Below are 18,236 nucleotides of genomic sequence, written 5' to 3'. Positions count from 1 at the left end.
GCGCCGCAGGACGTGGTCGTCGCCTCCACCGGGGTCATCGGCCAGGTGCTGCCGATCGAGCCGATCGAACAGGCCGCTCCCGCGCTGGCAAAGGCGCTTTCGCCCACCGGCTCCGGGGACGCCGCGAGGGCGATTATGACGACGGACACCGAAGTGAAAAATTTAGCGGTCAGGCTGACCATCGGCGGAAAATCCGTCCATATCGGCGGCATTGCGAAGGGCTCCGGCATGATTCATCCGAATATGGCGACCATGCTCTGCTTTCTGACCACGGACGCCGCGATTTCGGCCTGCGCGCTGAACGCCGCTTTGAAGGAAGCGGTGCACGTCAGCTTCAATATGGTCAGCGTCGACGGCGATACCTCCACCAACGACATGACCGCCGTCCTTGCTTCCGGTCTCGCCGGGAACGGGGAAATCACGGGGGACTCCGAAGATTACCGCCTTTTTGTGCAGGGGCTGACCGCCCTTTGCACCGCGCTTGCTAGAAAAGTCGCAAAGGATGGCGAGGGCGCGACCAAGCTGCTGGTTTGCCGGGTAACGGGAGCAAGAAGCGAAAAGGACGCGCGGCTGGTTGCCAAAAGCGTGATCTGCTCCAGCCTGTTCAAGGCGGCGATGTTCGGCGCGGACGCAAACTGGGGACGCGTTTTGTGCGCGATCGGCTACGCAGACGCGGATGTGGACGTAAGCTTGGTGGACGTTGCGTTTGAATCGAAGGCGGGCCGCATAGAGGTTTGTAAAAACGGCGCGGGAATCGATTTTGACGAGGATGAGGCGAAGAAAATCCTGACGCAGGATGAAATCAATGTGGATGTGGCGCTGAACGGCGGAGAGTTCCATGCCTGTGCGTTTGGCTGCGACCTCACCTACGACTATGTAAAAATCAACGGGGATTACCGGAGCTGAGGAACGCGGACGGAGGAAGGAACAGTATGGATATCAGCAATGCGGACCGGGCGCGGGTTCTGGTTCAGGCCCTGCCGTATATACAGAAATACGCGGGCAGGACGGTCGTTGTAAAATACGGCGGGAACGCCATGGTGAACGAAGACCTGAAGGACGCGGTCATGAGCGATATCGTTCTGATGCAGCTCGTCGGCATCAACGTGGTGCTGGTGCACGGCGGCGGGCCGGAAATCAGCGCGATGCTCAAAAAGATCGGCAAGGAAAGCCGTTTTGTCGGCGGGCTGCGCGTGACCGACGCGGAAACCGTGGACGTTGTGCAGATGGTGCTGGCGGGCAAGGTCAACAAGGACCTCGTTCAGCTTCTGGAACGGCACAACGGCCGGGCCATCGGCCTTTGCGGGCTGGACGGCGGCATGATGAAGGCGAAAAAGCTCGCGGCGGGGGAAGACCTCGGCTTCGTGGGCGAAATTACCGAAGTGAATACCGAAATCGTTTCCCAGACCACGGCAAACGGCTATGTGCCGATCGTGGCGACCGTCGCCGGCGGCGAAAACGGGGAAGTATACAATATCAACGCGGATATCGCCGCGGCGCGCATCGCGGCGGAAATGGGCGCGATCAAGCTGATCCTGATGACGGACATCAAAGGGCTTCTCAGCAATAAGGAAGACGAAAGCACCCTGATTCCGGTCGTCAACGTCAGCGACGTGCCGAAGCTGCAGAATCAGGGTATCGTCAGCGGGGGCATGATCCCCAAAATCGACTGCTGCGTCGAAGCCGTGCGGCGGGGCGTGAGCCGGGCGCACATCATCGACGGGCGGATCCCGCACTCCATTCTGATCGAGCTTTTTTCAGACGAGGGCATCGGCACGATGTTCTGCTGACTGACCGAACGACCGGGGAATGCCGAATAAGGAAAATGCAATCATAAATAGGGGTGACAGAAATGACCTTGGAAGAAATTCAGGAACAGGACCACAGGTATCTTATGCAGACCTACGGGCGGTTCCCCGTGGCGCTTGTTTCCGGCCACGGCGCGACCGCGGTGGACTGCGACGGAAAAGAGTACGTCGATTTTACAAGCGGAATCGGCGTTAATTCGCTGGGCTACTGCGACGAACGGTGGACGCGGGCCGTCGCGAAGCAGGCGGAGACTTTGCAGCATACCTCAAACTTATACTATCAGCCCATGCAGACAAAGCTGGCGGAAAAGCTTTGCGCCCTGACCGGATATTCAAAGGTCTTTTTCGGGAATTCCGGCGCGGAGGCAAACGAATGCGCGGTCAAGGTGGCGCGAAAGTACGCCGCCGACAAATACGGAAAAAACCGGTGCCGGATCGTCACCCTGCAGAATTCGTTCCACGGCCGCACCCTCACCACGCTGGCGGCAACCGGGCAGGACGCGTTCCACGAAAAATTTGCCCCGCTGACACAGGGCTTTTCCTACGCGTTTCCCAATATGGACAGCGTAAAGGAAAACGTAACGAACGACACCTGCGCGGTGATGATCGAGCTGGTGCAGGGCGAGGGCGGCGTTCTGCCGCTGGAAGACGGCTTTGTAAAGGAACTGGCCGCGTTCTGCGGGGAGCGTGATATTCTGCTCATCGTCGACGAGGTTCAGACGGGCGTCGGCCGTACGGGGAAGCTTTACTGCTTCCAGAATTACGGGATCGTGCCGGATATCCTGACCAGCGCGAAGGGCCTTGGCGGCGGGCTGCCGATCGGCGCGTGCCTCTGTACCGGGCGCCTCGGCGGGGTGATGGACGCCGGTTCGCACGGCTCCACCTTCGGCGGCAATCCGGTCGTCTGCGCGGGAGCGCTCGCGGTGCTGGACGTGGTCGGGGACGGGGGCTTTTTACGGGAGGTGCGTGAAAAGGGCGCGTACCTTACGGAAAAGCTTTCCGCCATGGAGGAAATCGAGTTTGTCCGCGGGCTGGGCATGATGCTCGGCGCGAAGCTGAAAAAGGGGAGCGCCAAAGAGGCCGCGCAGAAATGCGCCGAAAACGGCCTTCTGGTGCTGACGGCAAAAGAGCTGCTCCGCTTCCTGCCGCCGCTGACGATTGCCTATGAAGAGATCGACAGGGGTCTCGCGGTCCTGCAAAAAGTGATCCGGACCCTGAAATAAAGGAAGATAGAAAAACGGTAAAATAACATTTGATTTTTAGGAGGGCAACTATGAAACATCTGCTGAAAATGCTTGACCTGACCAGCGAGGATATCACCTCTGTTCTGAACCTTGCCGACCAGCTCAAATACGAGCAGAAGCACGGCATCGAGCACCGGCATCTGGCGGGGAAAACGCTGGGAATGATCTTTGAAAAGGCTTCCACCCGGACTCGCGTTTCCTTTGAAGTCGGTATGTACCAGCTGGGCGGGCTGCCGATTTTCCTTTCCGCGAAGGATCTTCAGATCGGCCGCGGCGAGCCGGTGCAGGACACCGCCCGCGTGCTTTCCCGCTATCTGGACGGCATCATGATCCGCACCTTCAGGCAGTCGGAGGTCGAAGCGCTGGCACAAAACGGCACCATCCCGATCATCAACGGCCTGACCGACTTTTCCCACCCGTGCCAGGTGCTGGCCGACCTGATGACCATCCGCGAGTACAAGGGCAGCCTTGACGGGCTGAAGCTGTGTTACATCGGCGACGGGAACAACATGATGAATTCGCTGATCGTGGGCGGACTGAAAATGAAGATGGAGGTCGCCGTCGCCTGCCCGAAGGAATACCGACCGGCCGCCGCGGTCCTCGATTTCGCGGTCACGCACCCCGCGTTCAGCATGACCTCCGACCCGAAGGAAGCCGCAAAGGGCGCCGACGTGGTGATTACCGACGTGTGGGCTTCCATGGGACAGGAGGAGGAAGCGCAAAAACGCCGCGATGCGTTCAGGGGCTTCCAGATCAATGAGGAAATCATGTCCGCCGCCAAGAGCGACGCCATTGTCCAGCACTGTCTGCCCGCGCACCGCGGCGAGGAAATCACTGCGGAAATGTTTGAAAAACACGCGAAGGGAATTTTTGACGAGGCTGAAAACCGTCTGCACGCGCAGAAAGCCGTGCTGGTCAGCCTGATGGGCGGAAAATAAGGGTTATTTGACCAGTATCCCGCTGTCGGAGACCTGCAGGATCAGAATCTGTTCCTCCAGTCCGGTGGCTGCGTTGATATAGACCAGAACCTGCTCGTTATTCTGTCCGCTGCATACAAATTCATAGGTGAGCACTTCGCTCAGACCGGGGGTTGGAATCAAAGCCAGCCCTCTTTTTTTGACCGTCAGCTTTTTGCTGACGGAAGCCTGCGCCTGATCGGCGCTGATTTTCGCGGCCACCGTGCGGTCGTGGTGGTTCATGATATAGCCCGTGGAGTTGAACAGTACGATTTCCCCGTCGTCCAGCGCGACGGAAATTTTGATCAGATCGGGGTAGTAGATAATATCGTCTTTATCATAGGCGTAGTTGATCGTGCAGATGCCGTCGTTGATGACGTAGTAGGTCTGCTTCATATCCGAAATGCCCCGGCCCTTCAAAAAGGCGGCGGCTTTTTTGGACGCGTCCTCGTAGCTGAGGTTTTCGGCGGTCACGTCGCGCGCGTTCTCCATGCTGGAGACAAACCCGCCCGCCTTTGTCACACAGATGCGGATACCGCCGTTGTTTGCGGTAAAATTATAGGTGGGCAGGTTTCCCGCCGTGTCCTGCGTATGTGCAAGCTTGTCCTGCGTGACCCCCAGGAATTCCGCCGCGATATTCTGCGCGTTGCCCTGGGCGATCTGCCCGCGCCCCTCGGTCAGCATCGGCTTCATCTGGCTGATATGGTCGGAGAACGGGCCGTCGTAAATCAGCGAGGGGAAATCGGTAAAATCCTCCGCCGTTTTCTTGAACTCGCCGGAAAGCTGGTCGGACTCGATATCGGTCTTTGCGTTCTGCAGGCCGGACTGCAGCGTTTTGGCGTACTTTTCCAGCTGATTCATGGTCTTGTAGTCCTCTTCGCCGATCTTCTGCCCGGCGGAAATTTTGGTGGACAGCGTCATGGCGTAATCGCCGACCTGAGTAATGAATTTGGTCACGTTGTCCAGTGAATGGTCGGTGATCGGCAGCACCGCCAGCGCGGATTTCGCCATGCTGGATTCCCTCATCAGCTTGGCGGCCAGCCCGTTTTGCTGGGTTGACGTGTTCGCGTAGGAGGCCTTGTTCAGCGCGGTTTCTATGTTGGAGACGCAGCCGCTCAGGTCGCCTAAGGCACGCTTGTAGTTGTATTCCAGGTTCATTTTATATTTGTTTGCGGAAACATAGCCCATCGCGGTCGTCGCCCCGAGCGTTACGATCAGCGCGATCACGGCGATCAGCGAGATCATTCTTTTTTTATTCATCATTTTTCACCCCATGACGGTATTTTTTACACGCGGGGCAAAAATATACAGATTTTTCGGTTTCATGAGGAATCCCTATGATATAATAACCGCAGGCGATTATGATATCGCTTCGCCGGTTCATCAGGATCCCACAATGGCGCGCTGCGCCTGTGATATCATAAAAAAATCAAAGCGGGAGGAATTTTTATGGCAAAACCGGTCATCGGCCTGACGCCGCTTTACGATCCGGAGCAGGAGCGGCTCTGGATGCGCCCGAACTATCTGCGCGCCGTCGAGGAGGCGGGAGGAGTGCCGCTGGTCCTGCCGCTGGCGGGCGGGGAGGAGGACGTTGCCGCGCTGTCCGGGCTGTGCGACGGATTTCTGTTTACCGGCGGGCCGGACGTGCATCCCTCGCTGTTCGGCGAAGAGACGCTGCGCTTCTGCGGGCCGATCGATTCGCGGCGCGATAAATTTGAAATCCTTCTGCTGAACCGGGCCGTAAAGCTCGACAAGCCCATGCTGGGCATCTGCAGGGGCATCCAGCTGATGAACGCGGCGCTCGGCGGCAGCCTGTACCAGGATATCCCGGCGCAGGTGCGGGGACTGCCGGTCGCCCACAATCAGAAGCCCCCCTACGATGTGGCGGTGCATAGTATTGTCATTGAGAAGGAAAGCCCGCTCTGCGCCATCCTTCATAAGACGGAAATGACGGTCAACAGCATGCACCATCAGGCGATAAAAGACCTTGCGCCGCCGCTCCGGTGCGCCGCCAGCTCGGCGGACGGGCTGGCGGAGTGCGTCTGGATGCCGGGAAAGCGGTTTTTTCTGGGGGTGCAGTGGCATCCGGAGTATTTGCCCGGGCCGGAAAGCGGGAACCTTTTCCGCGCTTTCCTCAGCGCCGCAAAGGGATAATATTCCCTGCCGTGCGCGGCGGCAGGCCGTTTTTCTTTGCCATTACTTGCTATTTTTTGTACGCGAAAGTATAATAGGTAATATTGCAGTACCGATATTGCGGGAAAGAAACCGGAGCAGAAAATTGCTGCGACTGAAAAACAAGCCGGAGGCATCTATGGATATTCAGAAATTTTACAGTTCGATACAGGGAAAGAAAGTGGCCTTCTGCGGCATCGGCGGAAGCAACCTGCCGCTGATCAAAATCTTCGCGCGGCGAGGGGCGGCCGTAACGGCCCGCGACCGGCGGACGGAGGAAAAGCTGGGCGAAACGGCCGGCGGGCTGAAAGAGCTGGGCGTCACGCTGAAGCTGGGGGAGGGCTATCTCAACGATCTTGACGAAGACATCATCTTCCGTACGCCCGGCATGAAATATTATCTGCCCGAGCTGAACGCGGCCCGCGAGCGCGGCGCGGCGGTCACCTCTGAAATGGAGGTTTTCTTCGACCTGTGCCCCTGTAAAATTTTCGCGGTGACCGGCAGCGACGGAAAAACCACCACGACCACCATCCTTTCGGAAATGCTCAAAGCGGCCGGAAAAACCGTCCATCTGGGCGGAAATATCGGCAAGCCCCTTCTGCCCGAAATCGAAAGCATCCATCCCGACGACGTGGCGGTGGTGGAGCTTTCCAGCTTCCAGCTGATTTCCATGCGCCGCAGCCCGGACGTCGCCGTGGTGACCAACGTCACCCCGAACCATCTGGACATGCATAAGGACATGCAGGAGTATATCGACGCGAAAAAGAATATCCTTCTGCACCAGAACGCCTTCGGGCGCGCGGTGCTCAACGCGGACTATGAAATTACGGCCGGCTTCGCAAAGGATGTCCGCGGCGACAGGCTGATGTTCAGCCGGAAGGGAAGATGCGCGCGCGGCGCGTGGCTCAACGATCAAAACGAGATCATCCTGTCGCTGGACGGGAAGGACATCCCCGTGATGAGCGCCTCGGAGATCCGGATCCCCGGCGGCCACAATATTGAAAATTACCTCGCCGCCGTCTGCGCCCTGTGGGGGACCGTCGGCACGGATGTGATGGTTCAGACCGCCCGCGCCTTTTCCGGTGTGGAGCACCGCAACGAATTTGTGCGGGAGCTGGACGGCGTGAAATATTACAACGACTCCATCGGGACCACCCCGAGCCGCACGGCGAACGGGACCCTGAAGCTTTTCGACCGCAAGATCATTCTGATCGCGGGCGGCTACGACAAAAAAATCCCGTTCGACTCCTTCGGCCCCGCCGTGGCGGACAGCGTAAAGACGCTGGTGCTGATGGGCGCGACCGCGGACAAAATCGAGCGGAGCGTCAAGGCGGCGCCGAACTACCGGGAGGGCGGCCCGAAGATCCTCCGGGTGCGCTCGCTGGAAGAAGCGGTCCAGGCCTGCCGGGCCGAGGCGGTACCGGGCGACATCGTATCCCTTTCGCCGGCCTGCGCGAGCTTCGACATGTTCCCGAACTACGAAACGCGCGGAGAGGAATTCAAAAAACTGGTGGAACGGCTGTAATCCGGCCGTTTTCCCTTTACATAGATCAACACAGTAAAAAACTGACCAGTCAGGAATATAGCAGATAACGGAGTGAATACCATGGATGAACTGAAGAGGCTTGTTTTTCGCCTTTGCGCGGCTCCCGGCACACCGGGGGACGAAAACGCCGCGGCAAAAACAGCGGTGGAAGAGCTTTCCCGATACGCGCAGGCCCGTATTGACAAGATGGGCAGCGTGATTGCGAAAATGGGGAAGCCCGGCGCGGAAAAGCATATTCTGCTTGACGCGCATATCGATCAGATCGGACTGATTGTAACCAATATTGATAAGCACGGATTTATCCGGGTTGACCGCAGCGGCGGGGTGGACCGCCGTGTCATGCCGGGCAGCCCGGTCACCATTTACGGCAGAGAAACGCTGACCGGCATTGTCTGCTGCACGCCGCCCCATCTTTCGGACGGCAGCGAGGATAAGGTGCTTCCGGTGGAAAAAATGGCGGTGGACGCGGGGCTTTCCCGGGAAGAAGCGGAAAAGCTGATCCGTCCTGGCGACCGGATTCTGTTTTGCGCCGCGCCGAAAAGCCTTCTGGGTACGCGGGTAACCGCCCCTGGGCTGGACGACCGCGCGGGCGTCGCCGCGCTGATCCGCTGCGCGCAGCTGCTTTCCGGCTGCGACCTTGGCTGTGAAGTCACCCTTCTTTTCAGCAGCCGGGAGGAGGTCGGCGGCCAGGGCGCTTTGACGGGCGCCTATTCCGTCAACCCGACCCATGCGGTGATCGTGGACGTCAGCTTTGCCAAACAGCCGCACGTCCCGCCGGAAAAATGCGGGAAGCTGGGCGGCGGCCCGATGATCGGCATCGCGCCCCCGCTCGACCGTGAAATGGCCGGCGCGATGATCGAAACGGCGAAGAAGAACGGGATTCCCTATAAGCTCGACGTAATGGGCGGCTCAACGGGAACGAATTCCGACGAGATCGCGGCATCGCGCCGGGGCGTAAAGTCGGAGCTGGTTTCCATCCCGCTCCGGTACATGCACACGCCGGTCGAGGTCGTCGACCTTACGGATCTGGAAGATACCGCCCGGCTGATCGCGGAATACATAAAGGGGGTGGAGTGATGGACTGGAAGCTTCTGCAGCGCCTGTGTACGGCGCGCGGCATTTCCGGACAGGAGGAGGAAGTACGGAAGATCATTCTGGAGGAAATCCAGCCGTACGCCACGAGCATTGAAATTACTCCGCTCGGCAGTATCATCGTCTTTAAAAAGGGCGCGAAACGCCCCAGAACCAAGCTGATGCTGAACGCCCATATGGACGAGGTCGGCATGATCGTGACCGATATTGCGGACGACGGCCTTTTGAAATTTGAGACCGTCGGCGGGATCGACCGCCGCGTCCTCTGCGGCAGGCCGGTCACGGTCGGCGCGGGTGTCGGCGGGGTGATCGGCGCAAAGCCGATCCATCTTCTGGAGGAGGAAGAAAAGGAAAAATCCGTACCGGTGAAGGAATTATATATCGATATCGGCGCAAAGGACCGGGAGGAAGCGGAGCGGTATGTCACCCCCGGGGACCCGGTCACCTTCGACTCCGTTTTCGATACGTCCCACGGCATGATCAAGAGCCGCGCGCTCGACGACCGGGCCGGGTGCGCCATGCTGATCCGTATGATTCAGAGCGAGCTGAAATACGATCTGTATTTTGTGTTCGCCGTACAGGAGGAAACCGGGCTGATCGGTTCCCGGACGGCGGCCTTTGCGGTGGAGCCGCAGGCGGCGATCGTTCTGGAAAGCACCACGGCGGCGGATGTGGCCGGGGTGGATAAAGAAAACCGGGTCTGCTGCGTCGGCGGCGGCGCGGTGATTTCCTTTATGGACAGGCGTACGATTTACGATAAGGAATACTATCAGCTGGCGTTTCAGGCGGCCAAAAAGGCCGGGGTAAGCTGCCAGCCGAAACGGGCTGTCGCGGGCGGAAACGACGCCGGCGCCATCCACGTTTCCCGCGGCGGAGTAAGAACCGTTGCGGTTTCCCTTCCGTGCAGGTACCTGCATTCCGCGGTGAGCCTGATATCACAGGAGGACTTCATTTCCGCGCAGAAGCTTGTTTGTGAGCTTGCGGACAGGATTGCGGGCGAGGAACAAGATGATTAAAAAAGTAGAATATGAAGAGGCTCTTTCCCCGTTCGGCGCGACAGTGTTCGGGTGTCAGATTCTTTCCACCGCTCGGGCTTACGGCCTGAACGAGCCGTTTGCCCAGTTCTGGGCGCAGGAGGAAACCGGTACGCTGCTGTGCAAGCTGGACGACACGGTGATTCTGGACGCCGGGGAAGCGGATTTTGAGGAATTGGCCGATTTTATCCGCATGACGGGCGCGGACCGTTTGCTCTGCGGCTCCGGCGCGGCGCGGAAAATCGGGTTCCCGGTTACAAAGCGCGGGCAGATCATGCGGTATGACAATGCTTCGTCTGTGCAGCCGCGGTCCCTGTTTGAAGCGAACCCCAGCCTGCGCGACATTCACGCGCTCCTTTCGGCCTGCGCTTCGGAGAGCTTTACGCCGCCGGAGTTCGAGCCGTTTTATATGGATATGTCCCACCGCATCCGTCACGATACCGCCGTGACGGCGGGAATCCGTCAGGGGGACAGGCTGGTTTCCTGCGCGATCTGCTCCACCCGGACGGAACAGACGGCCGTGCTGTCGGCGGTCTGCGTAGACCCTGAGCATCGAAGAAAGGGGCTGGGGCATGAAACGCTTTCGGCGCTGATTTCCCAGCTGTCGGGCAGAAGGATTTTTATTCTGCGCGCTCAGGATGAAAACGAGGATTTCTACCGCTCCTACGGCTTTTCAGGATGCGGGGAATTTACAGAAATGAAGATTTGATATCTTCGGCAGATATGCGGGCGGGCTGACTCCCCTTTGGACCGGGACGGCGGGCCCGCTTTGCCAATGATGAGGAATAGTTGAGGAACAAACATGCTTTACCCTTATTTCACAATCGATAAAAAGATAAAGGACGCCTCGGAAAAGGCGTCGAAAATAATTGCGCCGGTTCTGGAAAGAATCGACGGGATTACCGATTACAACCAGCAGAAGATGATGGCGGCGTTTAATCAGGCGGAGGTCAGCGAAAGCCATTTCGCGGCGTCCACCGGCTACGGCTACGGCGACCGCGGGCGCGACGCGCTGGACGCGGTTTATGCCGCGGCGCTCGGCGCCCAGGACGCGCTTGTGCGCTATAATTTCGTCAGCGGCACCCACGCGCTGACGGTGGCGCTGTTCGGGGTGCTGCGCCCGGGCGACGTGATGCTCAGCGTAACGGGGATTCCCTACGATACCCTGCGCGGCGTCATCGGCCTTACCGGCGACGGGAACGGCTCCTTAAAGGAATTTGGTATCCGGTACGAACAGCTGGAGCTGAAAGCGGACGGAACGCCCGATTACGAAGAGATCGGGCGGCGGGTCAATCCGGGAATCAGGATGGTCTATATCCAGCGTTCGCGCGGATACAGCCTGAGGCCTTCCCTTTTTGTGGAGGATATTGAAAAAATAGCGAAGACTGTAAAAGTCAAGGCGCCGGACTGCATCGTGATGGTGGACAACTGCTACGGCGAGTTTGTCCAGACGGCGGAACCGGTCGGCCGCGGGGCAGACCTGATGGCCGGTTCGCTGATCAAAAATCCGGGCGGCGGCGTCGCGCCTACCGGAGGGTATATCGCCGGACGCAAGGATCTGGTGGAAAGCTGTTCCTACCGCCTGACCACGCCGGGGACCGGCCGCGAAATCGGCGCGACCCTCGGCAACAACCGGGAGCTGTTCATGGGCGCTTTCCACGCGCCGCATGTCACCGGCGAAGCGCTGAAAACCGCCTCGTTTACCGCGGCGCTGTTCAGTCTTTTCGGGTACGACGTCACCCCGAAGTACGACGAACCGCGCGCCGATATCATCCAGGCCGTGCTGCTGCGCCGCGAAGAGGCGCTGATCGCTTTCTGCAAAGGGGTGCAGAAGGGCGCTCCCGTGGATTCCTTTGTGACCCCGGAGCCCTGGGATATGCCCGGCTACGACTGCAAGGTGATTATGGCCGCGGGCGCGTTCACGCTCGGCGCTTCCATTGAGCTTTCCGCGGACGCGCCCCTGCGCGAGCCTTACGCCGCATGGATGCAGGGCGGGCTGAACTACCACAGCGGCCGTCTCGGCGCGATGCTGGCCGCCCAGTCCATGCTGGAGCAGGGGATTCTGGGCGGATAAAGGGCTTGCAAAAAAGCTGTTGTTACGGTATAATAGCTTTCGCACGCGGATATGGTGGAATTGGCAGACACGCCAGATTTAGGTTCTGGTGAGTAACCCTCGTGCAGGTTCAAGTCCTGTTATCCGCACCAGAAGATTAGGTCAAAATAGATACAGGGCTGAAAAAGCCAGTGTTTATGCGGCCTGACGAGGGTTTTGAATGAAAAATTCAAGACCCTCGTTTTTCATAGATGCAGCTTGCTTGCATCTTATGCACCCTGCTTTTTAACAAGAAAGGGTGTTTCTTGTTTTTGGCCGGGATCAGTCCGGTTAGCAATTTAATAAAGCCAATACCCTATGGGCAATTTTGAAGCGGCTGTGTTCTTCGTAACTGAAAAACACAGCCGCTTTTTTTGTTGCTCAAAAACAAAATGAAAGGATGGATGCACCATGAAAAATGAACTGCAGACCCTGCGGCTCTTCAGCCCCCTCTTCCCTCACATCTACAGGGAAAATGAATGGGGTGATCTTGATGATTATCGGGAGGATTTATCTGCCGGTGAAATTTTAGAACATGAGGACAAAATCCTTGCCCTTATCCAGAAAGAAAAGCTGCCCAGCGAGGGCGAGCGTGGCCTCGCCGTTTACCTTGATGATGATCTCAGCCGAAAGGTGTACAGCATCAATCCCTCAGTAGAGGAATGGAACGGCGAACTGTGGGGTGTGACCGAGGTGCAAACTCACGGTTCACTTTCTGTTTCAGAGCTTGTGGAGTTGACAGAATGGCTTTCTTCACAATTTTCTGACGGTTGGGGCGAGGGGCTGGAACAAAGGGAAATCAAGGTGGAGGACGGTGAGCTGTATCTCAGCTTTTGGGATAGCAGTGACCGCTTCTTCATCAAACCGGAGGATGAGCTGAAAGACAACCAGTCCTTCGGTTTCGGCATGACGATGGGAGGAATGAGGTAATGCCAAATCATGTAACTAATATTTTAAGAGTATCCGGCGATCCGGAAAAGGTCAGGGCGATGTTCGAGGATATCAGAGATGATAAGATCGGCCTCGGCAGCATTGACTTCAACAAGGTCATTCCGATGCCTGCGCATATCTTTCGTGGAAATCTCGGTATGGCCGAGCGTGAAAAGTACGGCAAAGACAACTGGTATGACTGGTCGATTTCCAATTGGGGAACTAAGTGGAACAGCTACGGCTACGATGGTGCATATACCCCGCAGTATCCTCAGCCTAGCTGGGCGGAATGCGATGCAAGCCTTTGGCTGGATTCGCTGAAAACAATTTTGGCGCAGATTAAGGACAAGGGTAACATCACCGCAGAGGATATCGGCACGATTGCGTTTGCGTGTATAGATGCTTCCATCGTTCCTGTGGACGAAAATTGCAATCCTATCGACAACTGCATCATCTGGATGGATAGCCGAACCGGCGAACAGGCTGACCGGCTGAGCCGGAAAATCTCCGAATCGGATGCGCTGGCTATCTCCGGTTCTCCAATCACGCCGTTCCAGGATGTCACAAAGATCATGTGGATCAAAGAGAATAAGCCGGAAGTCTACAAAAAGGCCCGTTACTTCTGCGAGGCAACTTCCTTTTTCGTGGGTTATCTGACTGGAACTCCAATCAACGGATATTGCGGCGCATCCTATACGCAGATCTATGACATCCGCACCAAAACTTGGTCAGAGGCTATCTTCCAAGCAGCTGAATTGGATATGGACAAGATGTTTGAGGTCAAAAGCGGCTACGAGATTGCAGGAACAGTGCGACCCAAGCGTGCTGCAGAACTTGGACTCAGCGTACATACCAAGGTCGTAGTGGGTGATAGTGACCATCAGGTTGCTATGCTTGGGTCTGGCATGTCTCAGCCTGGTCAGGTGATGGATATCAGCGGCACTTCCACCTCAATCTCTACCTATATTACGAAGCCGGTCTACGACTCCGTGGGCACTATGCTGACCCATATTTCCGCGGATGGAAAATATTGGACGCTGGAAAATGCTTCTCTGATTACCGGCGGCAATCTGCGCTGGTATAAGGACACTATCGCAAGGTGTGACTACAGTGAGATGGACCGCGCGGCGATCTCCATTGCGCCCGGTTCCGATGGCCTGCTGTTCCTGCCGTTCCTACAGGGCCAGATCACTCCGGCGGCTAACAGCAATGCCCGCGGTGTGTTCTTCGGCTTGACGATGAACCATAACATCCCTCACATGACCCATGCGGTCTATGAGGCGAATGTCTTTACAATCCGGGACTGTATTGAGGTGATCAATACCTCCGTAGACAGGCCGGATGTGATTATCGGTACCGGCGGCGGAACGCGATCTGAGCTGTGCAATCAGATGAAAGCCGATTGCCTTGGTATTCCGTTCCAGGTGATGGAATCAGAAAATGCGACCGGTATCGGCGCTGGTATGATCGCTGGCACGGCCGCTGGACTGTTCTCCACGCCGGAGGACGCCATTGAGAGATATGTGAAAAAAGGAAGACTTTATGAGCCGAATCCGGCGAAGAAGGCTGCTTATGACGAAGCGTATGCCGCTTACCTGAAGTGTCAGGAGATTTGTCAAAGTCTGTTCTAGCATTATCAAAACCAGTAGTGGTGGTACGGGTAACTTGCAAAGCAGTACCCACTTTGTTAATCGGGACAGTTTTCGCAGGGAGAAAACTGTCCCGATTGTTTGTTGGCGGCAGGCTCTCAATGCCCTTTGGACGCACAATTTCACCGTGCGTCTGCACGTCCTGTGCTTTTTGCCGGAGAGGACAGAGCGGAGATCTTCGGGAGCGTATCCGTCCTGTTTCTGTTCCCCACCTCTCTTCGATTTGAGATAGAAAAAGTCCGATTGGAAATACCCAATCGGACTTTTTAAACAGCAATTCGCTCTGAATTATTTCAGCTTCGTGCCATCCTTGAAAGCATTGCCAACCTTTTCTCCAATCACATGATAGGCGTTGCTCACTGGGTCAAAGGTAATCGGGTGCAGCTTTGCGAGGTCAATTTTTCCGCTCTCATTGAGAACATTTTCATCGGCGCAGACGTTGATGATCTCTCCCACCAAACGGCAGCTTTCTTTATCATAGCTTTTCAGCCTGCACTCAAGCGCCATTGGCAATTCGTTAATCAGCGGCGCGTCCACAAATTTGCTCTTGGCAGCATGGAAACCGGCTTTTGCGAATTTGTCTGGCACATCGTTTGCAGACACAATGCCCACATAATCGCACTCGGCTATATGCGCCGCATCCGCCATGCTGACGGTGAACGCTCCGCGCGCCAGAATGTTTTTGACGGTCTTATGCTCCGCGCTCAGACACATGGAAACCTCGGTTGCCTCGCTGATGCCGCCCCACGCTGCGTTCATCGCGTCGGGTGTGCCATTCTCATCATAGGTAGCAATGATAAATACCGGCTGCGGATAAGACAGCGGTTTTGCTCCAAAATTCTTTCTCATGGTATCGACAGTCCTTTCGCTTTGTACTATATAATATTTGCTAATTGTTATCCTCGATCTCTGCCGTCGCGTTTTTCAACGCTGTATTTGCTTCGGCAGGGCACCGATGTCCATCGCACATTCACCGGGCGGCCAATTCCGCTTTTGTATCTGACGAACCATAGAAGAATGCATGCCGATGATTTCCTTATCATTCACAGGGACATCCCTACATCACTAGGATGATTCTATTATACCACGCTGTGGACATTTCACCTATCAATCCGATCCTGTATAGTGTACCGTAAATTCTTTATTTTGTCTGGCAGCCACGCCGCCGCCATTGGAAGTCCCATCGGGCTGACGAGAAACGCAATCACCAGCAGGATCATACCGTTTTTCACCGAGCTTTTCCTCAGGTTTATGTCGGCATTTTCCGACTGACGTTTGATTTGGAAGAAAACAACACCCCAGAGTTGGCAGTCACCATAACGCTGCCTGATTTTGGCGTGTTTTCTGTGTTTCCTGAGCCCTATTCGATTATATGCCCGGCAGGTGAATGTCGGAATGAGCTCCGAGAATATTGGGAGCAAAGAGATGAAGATGATTGATTTTACTGTTTCGGATATGGGTGCGCAGCAATTTTTCAGCGCGTTCGCCGTCATGATTTTCCAGCGCGGTAATCAGCTTCAAATGGTATTCCTGGGCTTTTCGGATTTCATTCCGGTTCCTTTCAATCAGCCGTGTGATACGCCGTATCTGACCGTCCAGATTCGTTCTGTGAATGCGGATAAGAAGGTCGTTCCCAGAATGTTCCACAATGTAGTTGTGCATTTGATTATCGGTGTCAAAGTATTGATCGTATTGCTGCAGCTTCAGGTGGTTCTCCATTGTGTGATAAATCTCCCACAGTTCCTGAATCTGGTCTGAGCGCAGCGACTGTGCGCAAAGGCGGGCGGCAAGCCCCTCCAGATATTCGCGTATATCATATATGCGTGCAATATCCTCATACCGTATTTCACTGACCATATTGCCCGAGGTGCCAAGACTGATGACAAGGCCCTCCATAATCAGGCGCTGAATGGCTTCCCGAATGGGGCTGCGGCTGGTGTTTAGAGCCATACATAGCTGCCGCTCGACAAGCAGCGTGCCAGCCTTGAGCTGATTCGTAATAATTTGTTCCTTTAGAATTTTGTATACCGCCTGTGATTTTGATTTTTCTGTTTTTTCATATGGGATTAATGTTGCATCCATATATAAAGATAACCTCACTAAATAAAATATTAAAGAAAGACATTTAGAAATGCCATCCATACAAAAAACCAATATTATTAAAACTGGTATTCCAAATGTATTATAGCATTTGGAATAAATTTTGTAAAGAATCTAAATTGTATATTTTTTAACATGTGTTTATTGTAAAAATTGTTGAAAAAATGATAGACGAATTGGATGAGTACATAATTTTTATATTTTTTGAATCAACTTATTGATAATTTTAGAAATTAGTGATAATATATACCTATGGAATACCAACAGAGTTCCAATATGGATATAATTGGAATGTCAATACGGAACATACGTAAAAAAGAAGCATCTGATAAAGGAGGAAGCAGTTTGGATTTATTTGATCTGCACGGTAAAAAAGCAATTGTTACGGGCGCGGCTGCGGGGTTGGGCCAGAAAATTGCACAGGGTCTTGCCGAAGCCGGGGCGGCGGTTGCCATTATGGACAGAATCGACGAAACGGAAAAGATTGCCGCCGCCATGTCGGCGGACGGGCTTGCGTTTTACGGAGTGCAGGCGGATCTGATGGATCGGGAGGGCCTGAAACGCGGATTTGACGGCGCAGTCCGGAAGCTGGGCGGCCTTGACATTCTGGTGAATAATGCGGGGATGCAGGTTCGCGGCCCTGCGGAGGAGATTCCGCTGGACAAATGGGACCGCCTGATTGAATTGAACATTACGGCGGTATTTGAGATGAGCCAGCTGGCAGCGAAAGCAATGATCCCAAAGGGGACAGGAAAGATGATCAACGTCGCGTCCATGCTCAGCTTTTTCGGCGGTTACACCTGCTCGCCCTACGCCGCTTCAAAAGGGGCGGTGGCACAGCTTACCAAAGCGTTTTCCAACGAATGGGCGTCAAAGGGGATCAATGTGAACGCCATTGCCCCCGGATATATGGCCACCGCGCTGAATACCGCCATTATCAACGACCCGGTCCGCAACCATGAAATTACGCTGCGCATTCCCGCCGGGCGCTGGGGCACCCCGGACGACTTAAAAGGAACCGTTGTTTTTCTGGCTTCCCGGGCCTCCGATTACGTGACCGGTGCAGTGATTCCCATTGACGGCGGGTACCTTTCCAGATAAACGCCGATCCCCGCGAAAAGGAGAACCGATATGGACACCGCTCAAATCTTACAGGAAATCAGGAAACGAAAACTCATTGCCATTGTCCGGGGCGTAACGTCCGGGCAGATCGTGGAAACGGCGGGGGCGCTGGCGGCCGGAGGCATTCCCTGCCTGGAAATCGCCATTGACCAGACCAGCGGCGAAACCGTGCTGGAAACCTTCCGCTCCATAAAGCTTGTAAAAGAAACCTTCGGGGATCAGATTTTTCTGGGAGCCGGAACCGTGCTGACGGAAGAACAGGTGAACGCGGCGGCGGAGGCCGGCGCCGAATATATGATTTCCCCCAACACGGACGAAAAGGTGATCCGCCGGACCAAAGCGATCGGAAAGCTCTCCATCCCGGGCGCCTTCACCCCTTCGGAAGCGGTAGCCGCTTACCGCGAGGGCGCTGACATTGTAAAGCTCTTCCCCGCCGGACTGCTCGGGCCGGATTACATAAAAGCGATCAGAGGACCGCTGGGACACATTCC

Annotated in this window: 17 protein-coding genes, 1 tRNA gene and 1 pseudogene; 15 read left to right on the top strand and 4 right to left on the bottom strand. The window is 55.8% G+C overall.

The features are described 5' to 3' along the window. The 4 genes from argJ to argF all read left to right on the top strand — a co-directional run. Positions 1-906, top strand: a 906-nt coding sequence (gene argJ / locus ACQGQ5_RS15560; protein WP_455737384.1) for a bifunctional glutamate N-acetyltransferase/amino-acid acetyltransferase ArgJ, incomplete at its 5' end; no start/stop codon positions are given. Between the two features lie 26 nt (positions 907-932). Continuing rightward, a complete protein-coding gene (gene argB, locus ACQGQ5_RS15555) occupies positions 933-1,790 on the top strand; it encodes an acetylglutamate kinase (RefSeq protein ID WP_455737383.1) in 858 nt (285 codons plus the stop codon). 62 nt (positions 1,791-1,852) lie between these two features. Next, on the top strand, positions 1,853-3,031 hold the full coding sequence (locus tag ACQGQ5_RS15550) for an acetylornithine/succinylornithine family transaminase (RefSeq protein WP_455737382.1): 1,179 nt from the start codon (positions 1,853-1,855) through the stop codon (positions 3,029-3,031). 50 nt (positions 3,032-3,081) lie between these two features. After that, positions 3,082-3,990: an ornithine carbamoyltransferase gene (gene argF, locus ACQGQ5_RS15545; protein WP_455737381.1), complete on the top strand. Its 909-nt coding sequence runs from the start codon at positions 3,082-3,084 to the stop codon at positions 3,988-3,990. A gap of 3 nt (positions 3,991-3,993) precedes the next feature. Here the strand turns inward: argF and ACQGQ5_RS15540 are convergent, their stop codons facing one another. Next, the gene (locus ACQGQ5_RS15540) at positions 3,994-5,271 is read right to left on the bottom strand and encodes a PepSY1/2 domain-containing protein (RefSeq protein ID WP_455737380.1); all 1,278 of its coding nucleotides are present in this window, start codon (positions 5,269-5,271) and stop codon (positions 3,994-3,996) included. A gap of 186 nt (positions 5,272-5,457) precedes the next feature. Between ACQGQ5_RS15540 and ACQGQ5_RS15535 the strand changes: the two genes are divergently transcribed. From ACQGQ5_RS15535 to ACQGQ5_RS15495, 9 genes are all read left to right on the top strand, one after another. Continuing rightward, positions 5,458-6,162 carry a gamma-glutamyl-gamma-aminobutyrate hydrolase family protein gene (locus ACQGQ5_RS15535; RefSeq protein WP_455737379.1) on the top strand — a complete coding sequence of 235 codons (705 nt, stop codon included), beginning with the start codon at positions 5,458-5,460 and terminating at the stop codon, positions 6,160-6,162. 157 nt (positions 6,163-6,319) lie between these two features. Beyond that, a complete protein-coding gene (gene murD, locus ACQGQ5_RS15530; RefSeq protein WP_455737378.1) occupies positions 6,320-7,705 on the top strand; it encodes a UDP-N-acetylmuramoyl-L-alanine--D-glutamate ligase in 1,386 nt (461 codons plus the stop codon). A gap of 81 nt (positions 7,706-7,786) precedes the next feature. Beyond that, positions 7,787-8,803 (top strand): M20/M25/M40 family metallo-hydrolase, encoded by a 1,017-nt coding sequence (locus tag ACQGQ5_RS15525; protein WP_455737377.1) that lies wholly within the window; start codon positions 7,787-7,789, stop codon positions 8,801-8,803. Beyond that, complete coding sequence (locus tag ACQGQ5_RS15520) at positions 8,803-9,834, top strand: M42 family metallopeptidase (protein WP_455737376.1); 1,032 nt, start codon at positions 8,803-8,805, stop codon at positions 9,832-9,834. The genes ACQGQ5_RS15525 and ACQGQ5_RS15520 overlap by 1 nt, the downstream gene beginning before the upstream one ends. Beyond that, a complete protein-coding gene (locus tag ACQGQ5_RS15515) occupies positions 9,827-10,561 on the top strand; it encodes a GNAT family N-acetyltransferase (protein WP_455737375.1) in 735 nt (244 codons plus the stop codon). Before ACQGQ5_RS15520 ends, ACQGQ5_RS15515 begins: the two co-directional genes overlap by 8 nt. Before the next feature lie 93 nt (positions 10,562-10,654). Continuing rightward, positions 10,655-11,926, top strand: coding sequence for a methionine gamma-lyase family protein (locus ACQGQ5_RS15510; protein WP_455737374.1), 1,272 nt, complete (start codon positions 10,655-10,657; stop codon positions 11,924-11,926). Positions 11,927-11,971: 45 nt separating this feature from the next. Continuing rightward, positions 11,972-12,057: transfer RNA gene (locus tag ACQGQ5_RS15505), tRNA-Leu, on the top strand. 298 nt (positions 12,058-12,355) lie between these two features. Then, on the top strand, positions 12,356-12,874 hold the full coding sequence (locus tag ACQGQ5_RS15500; RefSeq protein WP_455737373.1) for a hypothetical protein: 519 nt from the start codon (positions 12,356-12,358) through the stop codon (positions 12,872-12,874). Further along, positions 12,874-14,505 (top strand): xylulokinase, encoded by a 1,632-nt coding sequence (locus ACQGQ5_RS15495; protein WP_455737372.1) that lies wholly within the window; start codon positions 12,874-12,876, stop codon positions 14,503-14,505. Before ACQGQ5_RS15500 ends, ACQGQ5_RS15495 begins: the two co-directional genes overlap by 1 nt. Before the next feature lie 306 nt (positions 14,506-14,811). Here ACQGQ5_RS15495 and ACQGQ5_RS15490 read toward each other — a convergent pair whose 3' ends face one another. The 3 genes and pseudogenes from ACQGQ5_RS15490 to ACQGQ5_RS15480 form a co-directional block, all read right to left on the bottom strand. Beyond that, positions 14,812-15,372 carry a flavin reductase family protein gene (locus tag ACQGQ5_RS15490; protein ID WP_455737371.1) on the bottom strand — a complete coding sequence of 187 codons (561 nt, stop codon included), beginning with the start codon at positions 15,370-15,372 and terminating at the stop codon, positions 14,812-14,814. Positions 15,373-15,623: 251 nt separating this feature from the next. Next, positions 15,624-15,758: pseudogene (locus ACQGQ5_RS15485) on the bottom strand (CD1845 family protein); the annotation flags it as partial. Between the two features lie 133 nt (positions 15,759-15,891). After that, entirely contained in the window at positions 15,892-16,605 is a 714-nt protein-coding gene (locus ACQGQ5_RS15480; protein WP_455737370.1) for a GntR family transcriptional regulator, read from the bottom strand. A 363-nt stretch (positions 16,606-16,968) separates the two neighbouring features. Here ACQGQ5_RS15480 and ACQGQ5_RS15475 point away from each other — a divergent pair, with 363 nt between their 5' ends. Next, positions 16,969-17,724 (top strand): SDR family oxidoreductase, encoded by a 756-nt coding sequence (locus ACQGQ5_RS15475; protein ID WP_455737369.1) that lies wholly within the window; start codon positions 16,969-16,971, stop codon positions 17,722-17,724. 30 nt (positions 17,725-17,754) lie between these two features. After that, positions 17,755-18,236, top strand: a 482-nt coding sequence (locus ACQGQ5_RS15470) for a bifunctional 4-hydroxy-2-oxoglutarate aldolase/2-dehydro-3-deoxy-phosphogluconate aldolase (RefSeq protein WP_455737368.1), incomplete at its 3' end; no start/stop codon positions are given.

The organism is Caproiciproducens sp. (genome assembly GCF_053840905.1).
The sequence above is the reverse complement of the archived record's forward strand: the minus strand, read 5'-3'. Positions and strand labels throughout refer to the sequence as shown.

What these genes read in the sequence shown, in the direction of transcription:
- argB (WP_455737383.1), top strand. Translation starts at nt 933, where the DNA reads ATGGATATCAGCAATGCGGACCGGGCGCGGGTTCTGGTTCAGGCCCTG.
- ACQGQ5_RS15550 (WP_455737382.1), top strand. Translation starts at nt 1,853, where the DNA reads ATGACCTTGGAAGAAATTCAGGAACAGGACCACAGGTATCTTATGCAG.
- argF (WP_455737381.1), top strand. Translation starts at nt 3,082, where the DNA reads ATGAAACATCTGCTGAAAATGCTTGACCTGACCAGCGAGGATATCACC.
- ACQGQ5_RS15540 (WP_455737380.1), bottom strand. Translation starts at nt 5,271, where the DNA reads ATGATGAATAAAAAAAGAATGATCTCGCTGATCGCCGTGATCGCGCTG.
- ACQGQ5_RS15535 (WP_455737379.1), top strand. Translation starts at nt 5,458, where the DNA reads ATGGCAAAACCGGTCATCGGCCTGACGCCGCTTTACGATCCGGAGCAG.
- murD (WP_455737378.1), top strand. Translation starts at nt 6,320, where the DNA reads ATGGATATTCAGAAATTTTACAGTTCGATACAGGGAAAGAAAGTGGCC.
- ACQGQ5_RS15525 (WP_455737377.1), top strand. Translation starts at nt 7,787, where the DNA reads ATGGATGAACTGAAGAGGCTTGTTTTTCGCCTTTGCGCGGCTCCCGGC.
- ACQGQ5_RS15520 (WP_455737376.1), top strand. Translation starts at nt 8,803, where the DNA reads ATGGACTGGAAGCTTCTGCAGCGCCTGTGTACGGCGCGCGGCATTTCC.
- ACQGQ5_RS15515 (WP_455737375.1), top strand. Translation starts at nt 9,827, where the DNA reads ATGATTAAAAAAGTAGAATATGAAGAGGCTCTTTCCCCGTTCGGCGCG.
- ACQGQ5_RS15510 (WP_455737374.1), top strand. Translation starts at nt 10,655, where the DNA reads ATGCTTTACCCTTATTTCACAATCGATAAAAAGATAAAGGACGCCTCG.
- ACQGQ5_RS15500 (WP_455737373.1), top strand. Translation starts at nt 12,356, where the DNA reads ATGAAAAATGAACTGCAGACCCTGCGGCTCTTCAGCCCCCTCTTCCCT.
- ACQGQ5_RS15495 (WP_455737372.1), top strand. Translation starts at nt 12,874, where the DNA reads ATGCCAAATCATGTAACTAATATTTTAAGAGTATCCGGCGATCCGGAA.
- ACQGQ5_RS15490 (WP_455737371.1), bottom strand. Translation starts at nt 15,372, where the DNA reads ATGAGAAAGAATTTTGGAGCAAAACCGCTGTCTTATCCGCAGCCGGTA.
- ACQGQ5_RS15480 (WP_455737370.1), bottom strand. Translation starts at nt 16,605, where the DNA reads ATGGATGCAACATTAATCCCATATGAAAAAACAGAAAAATCAAAATCA.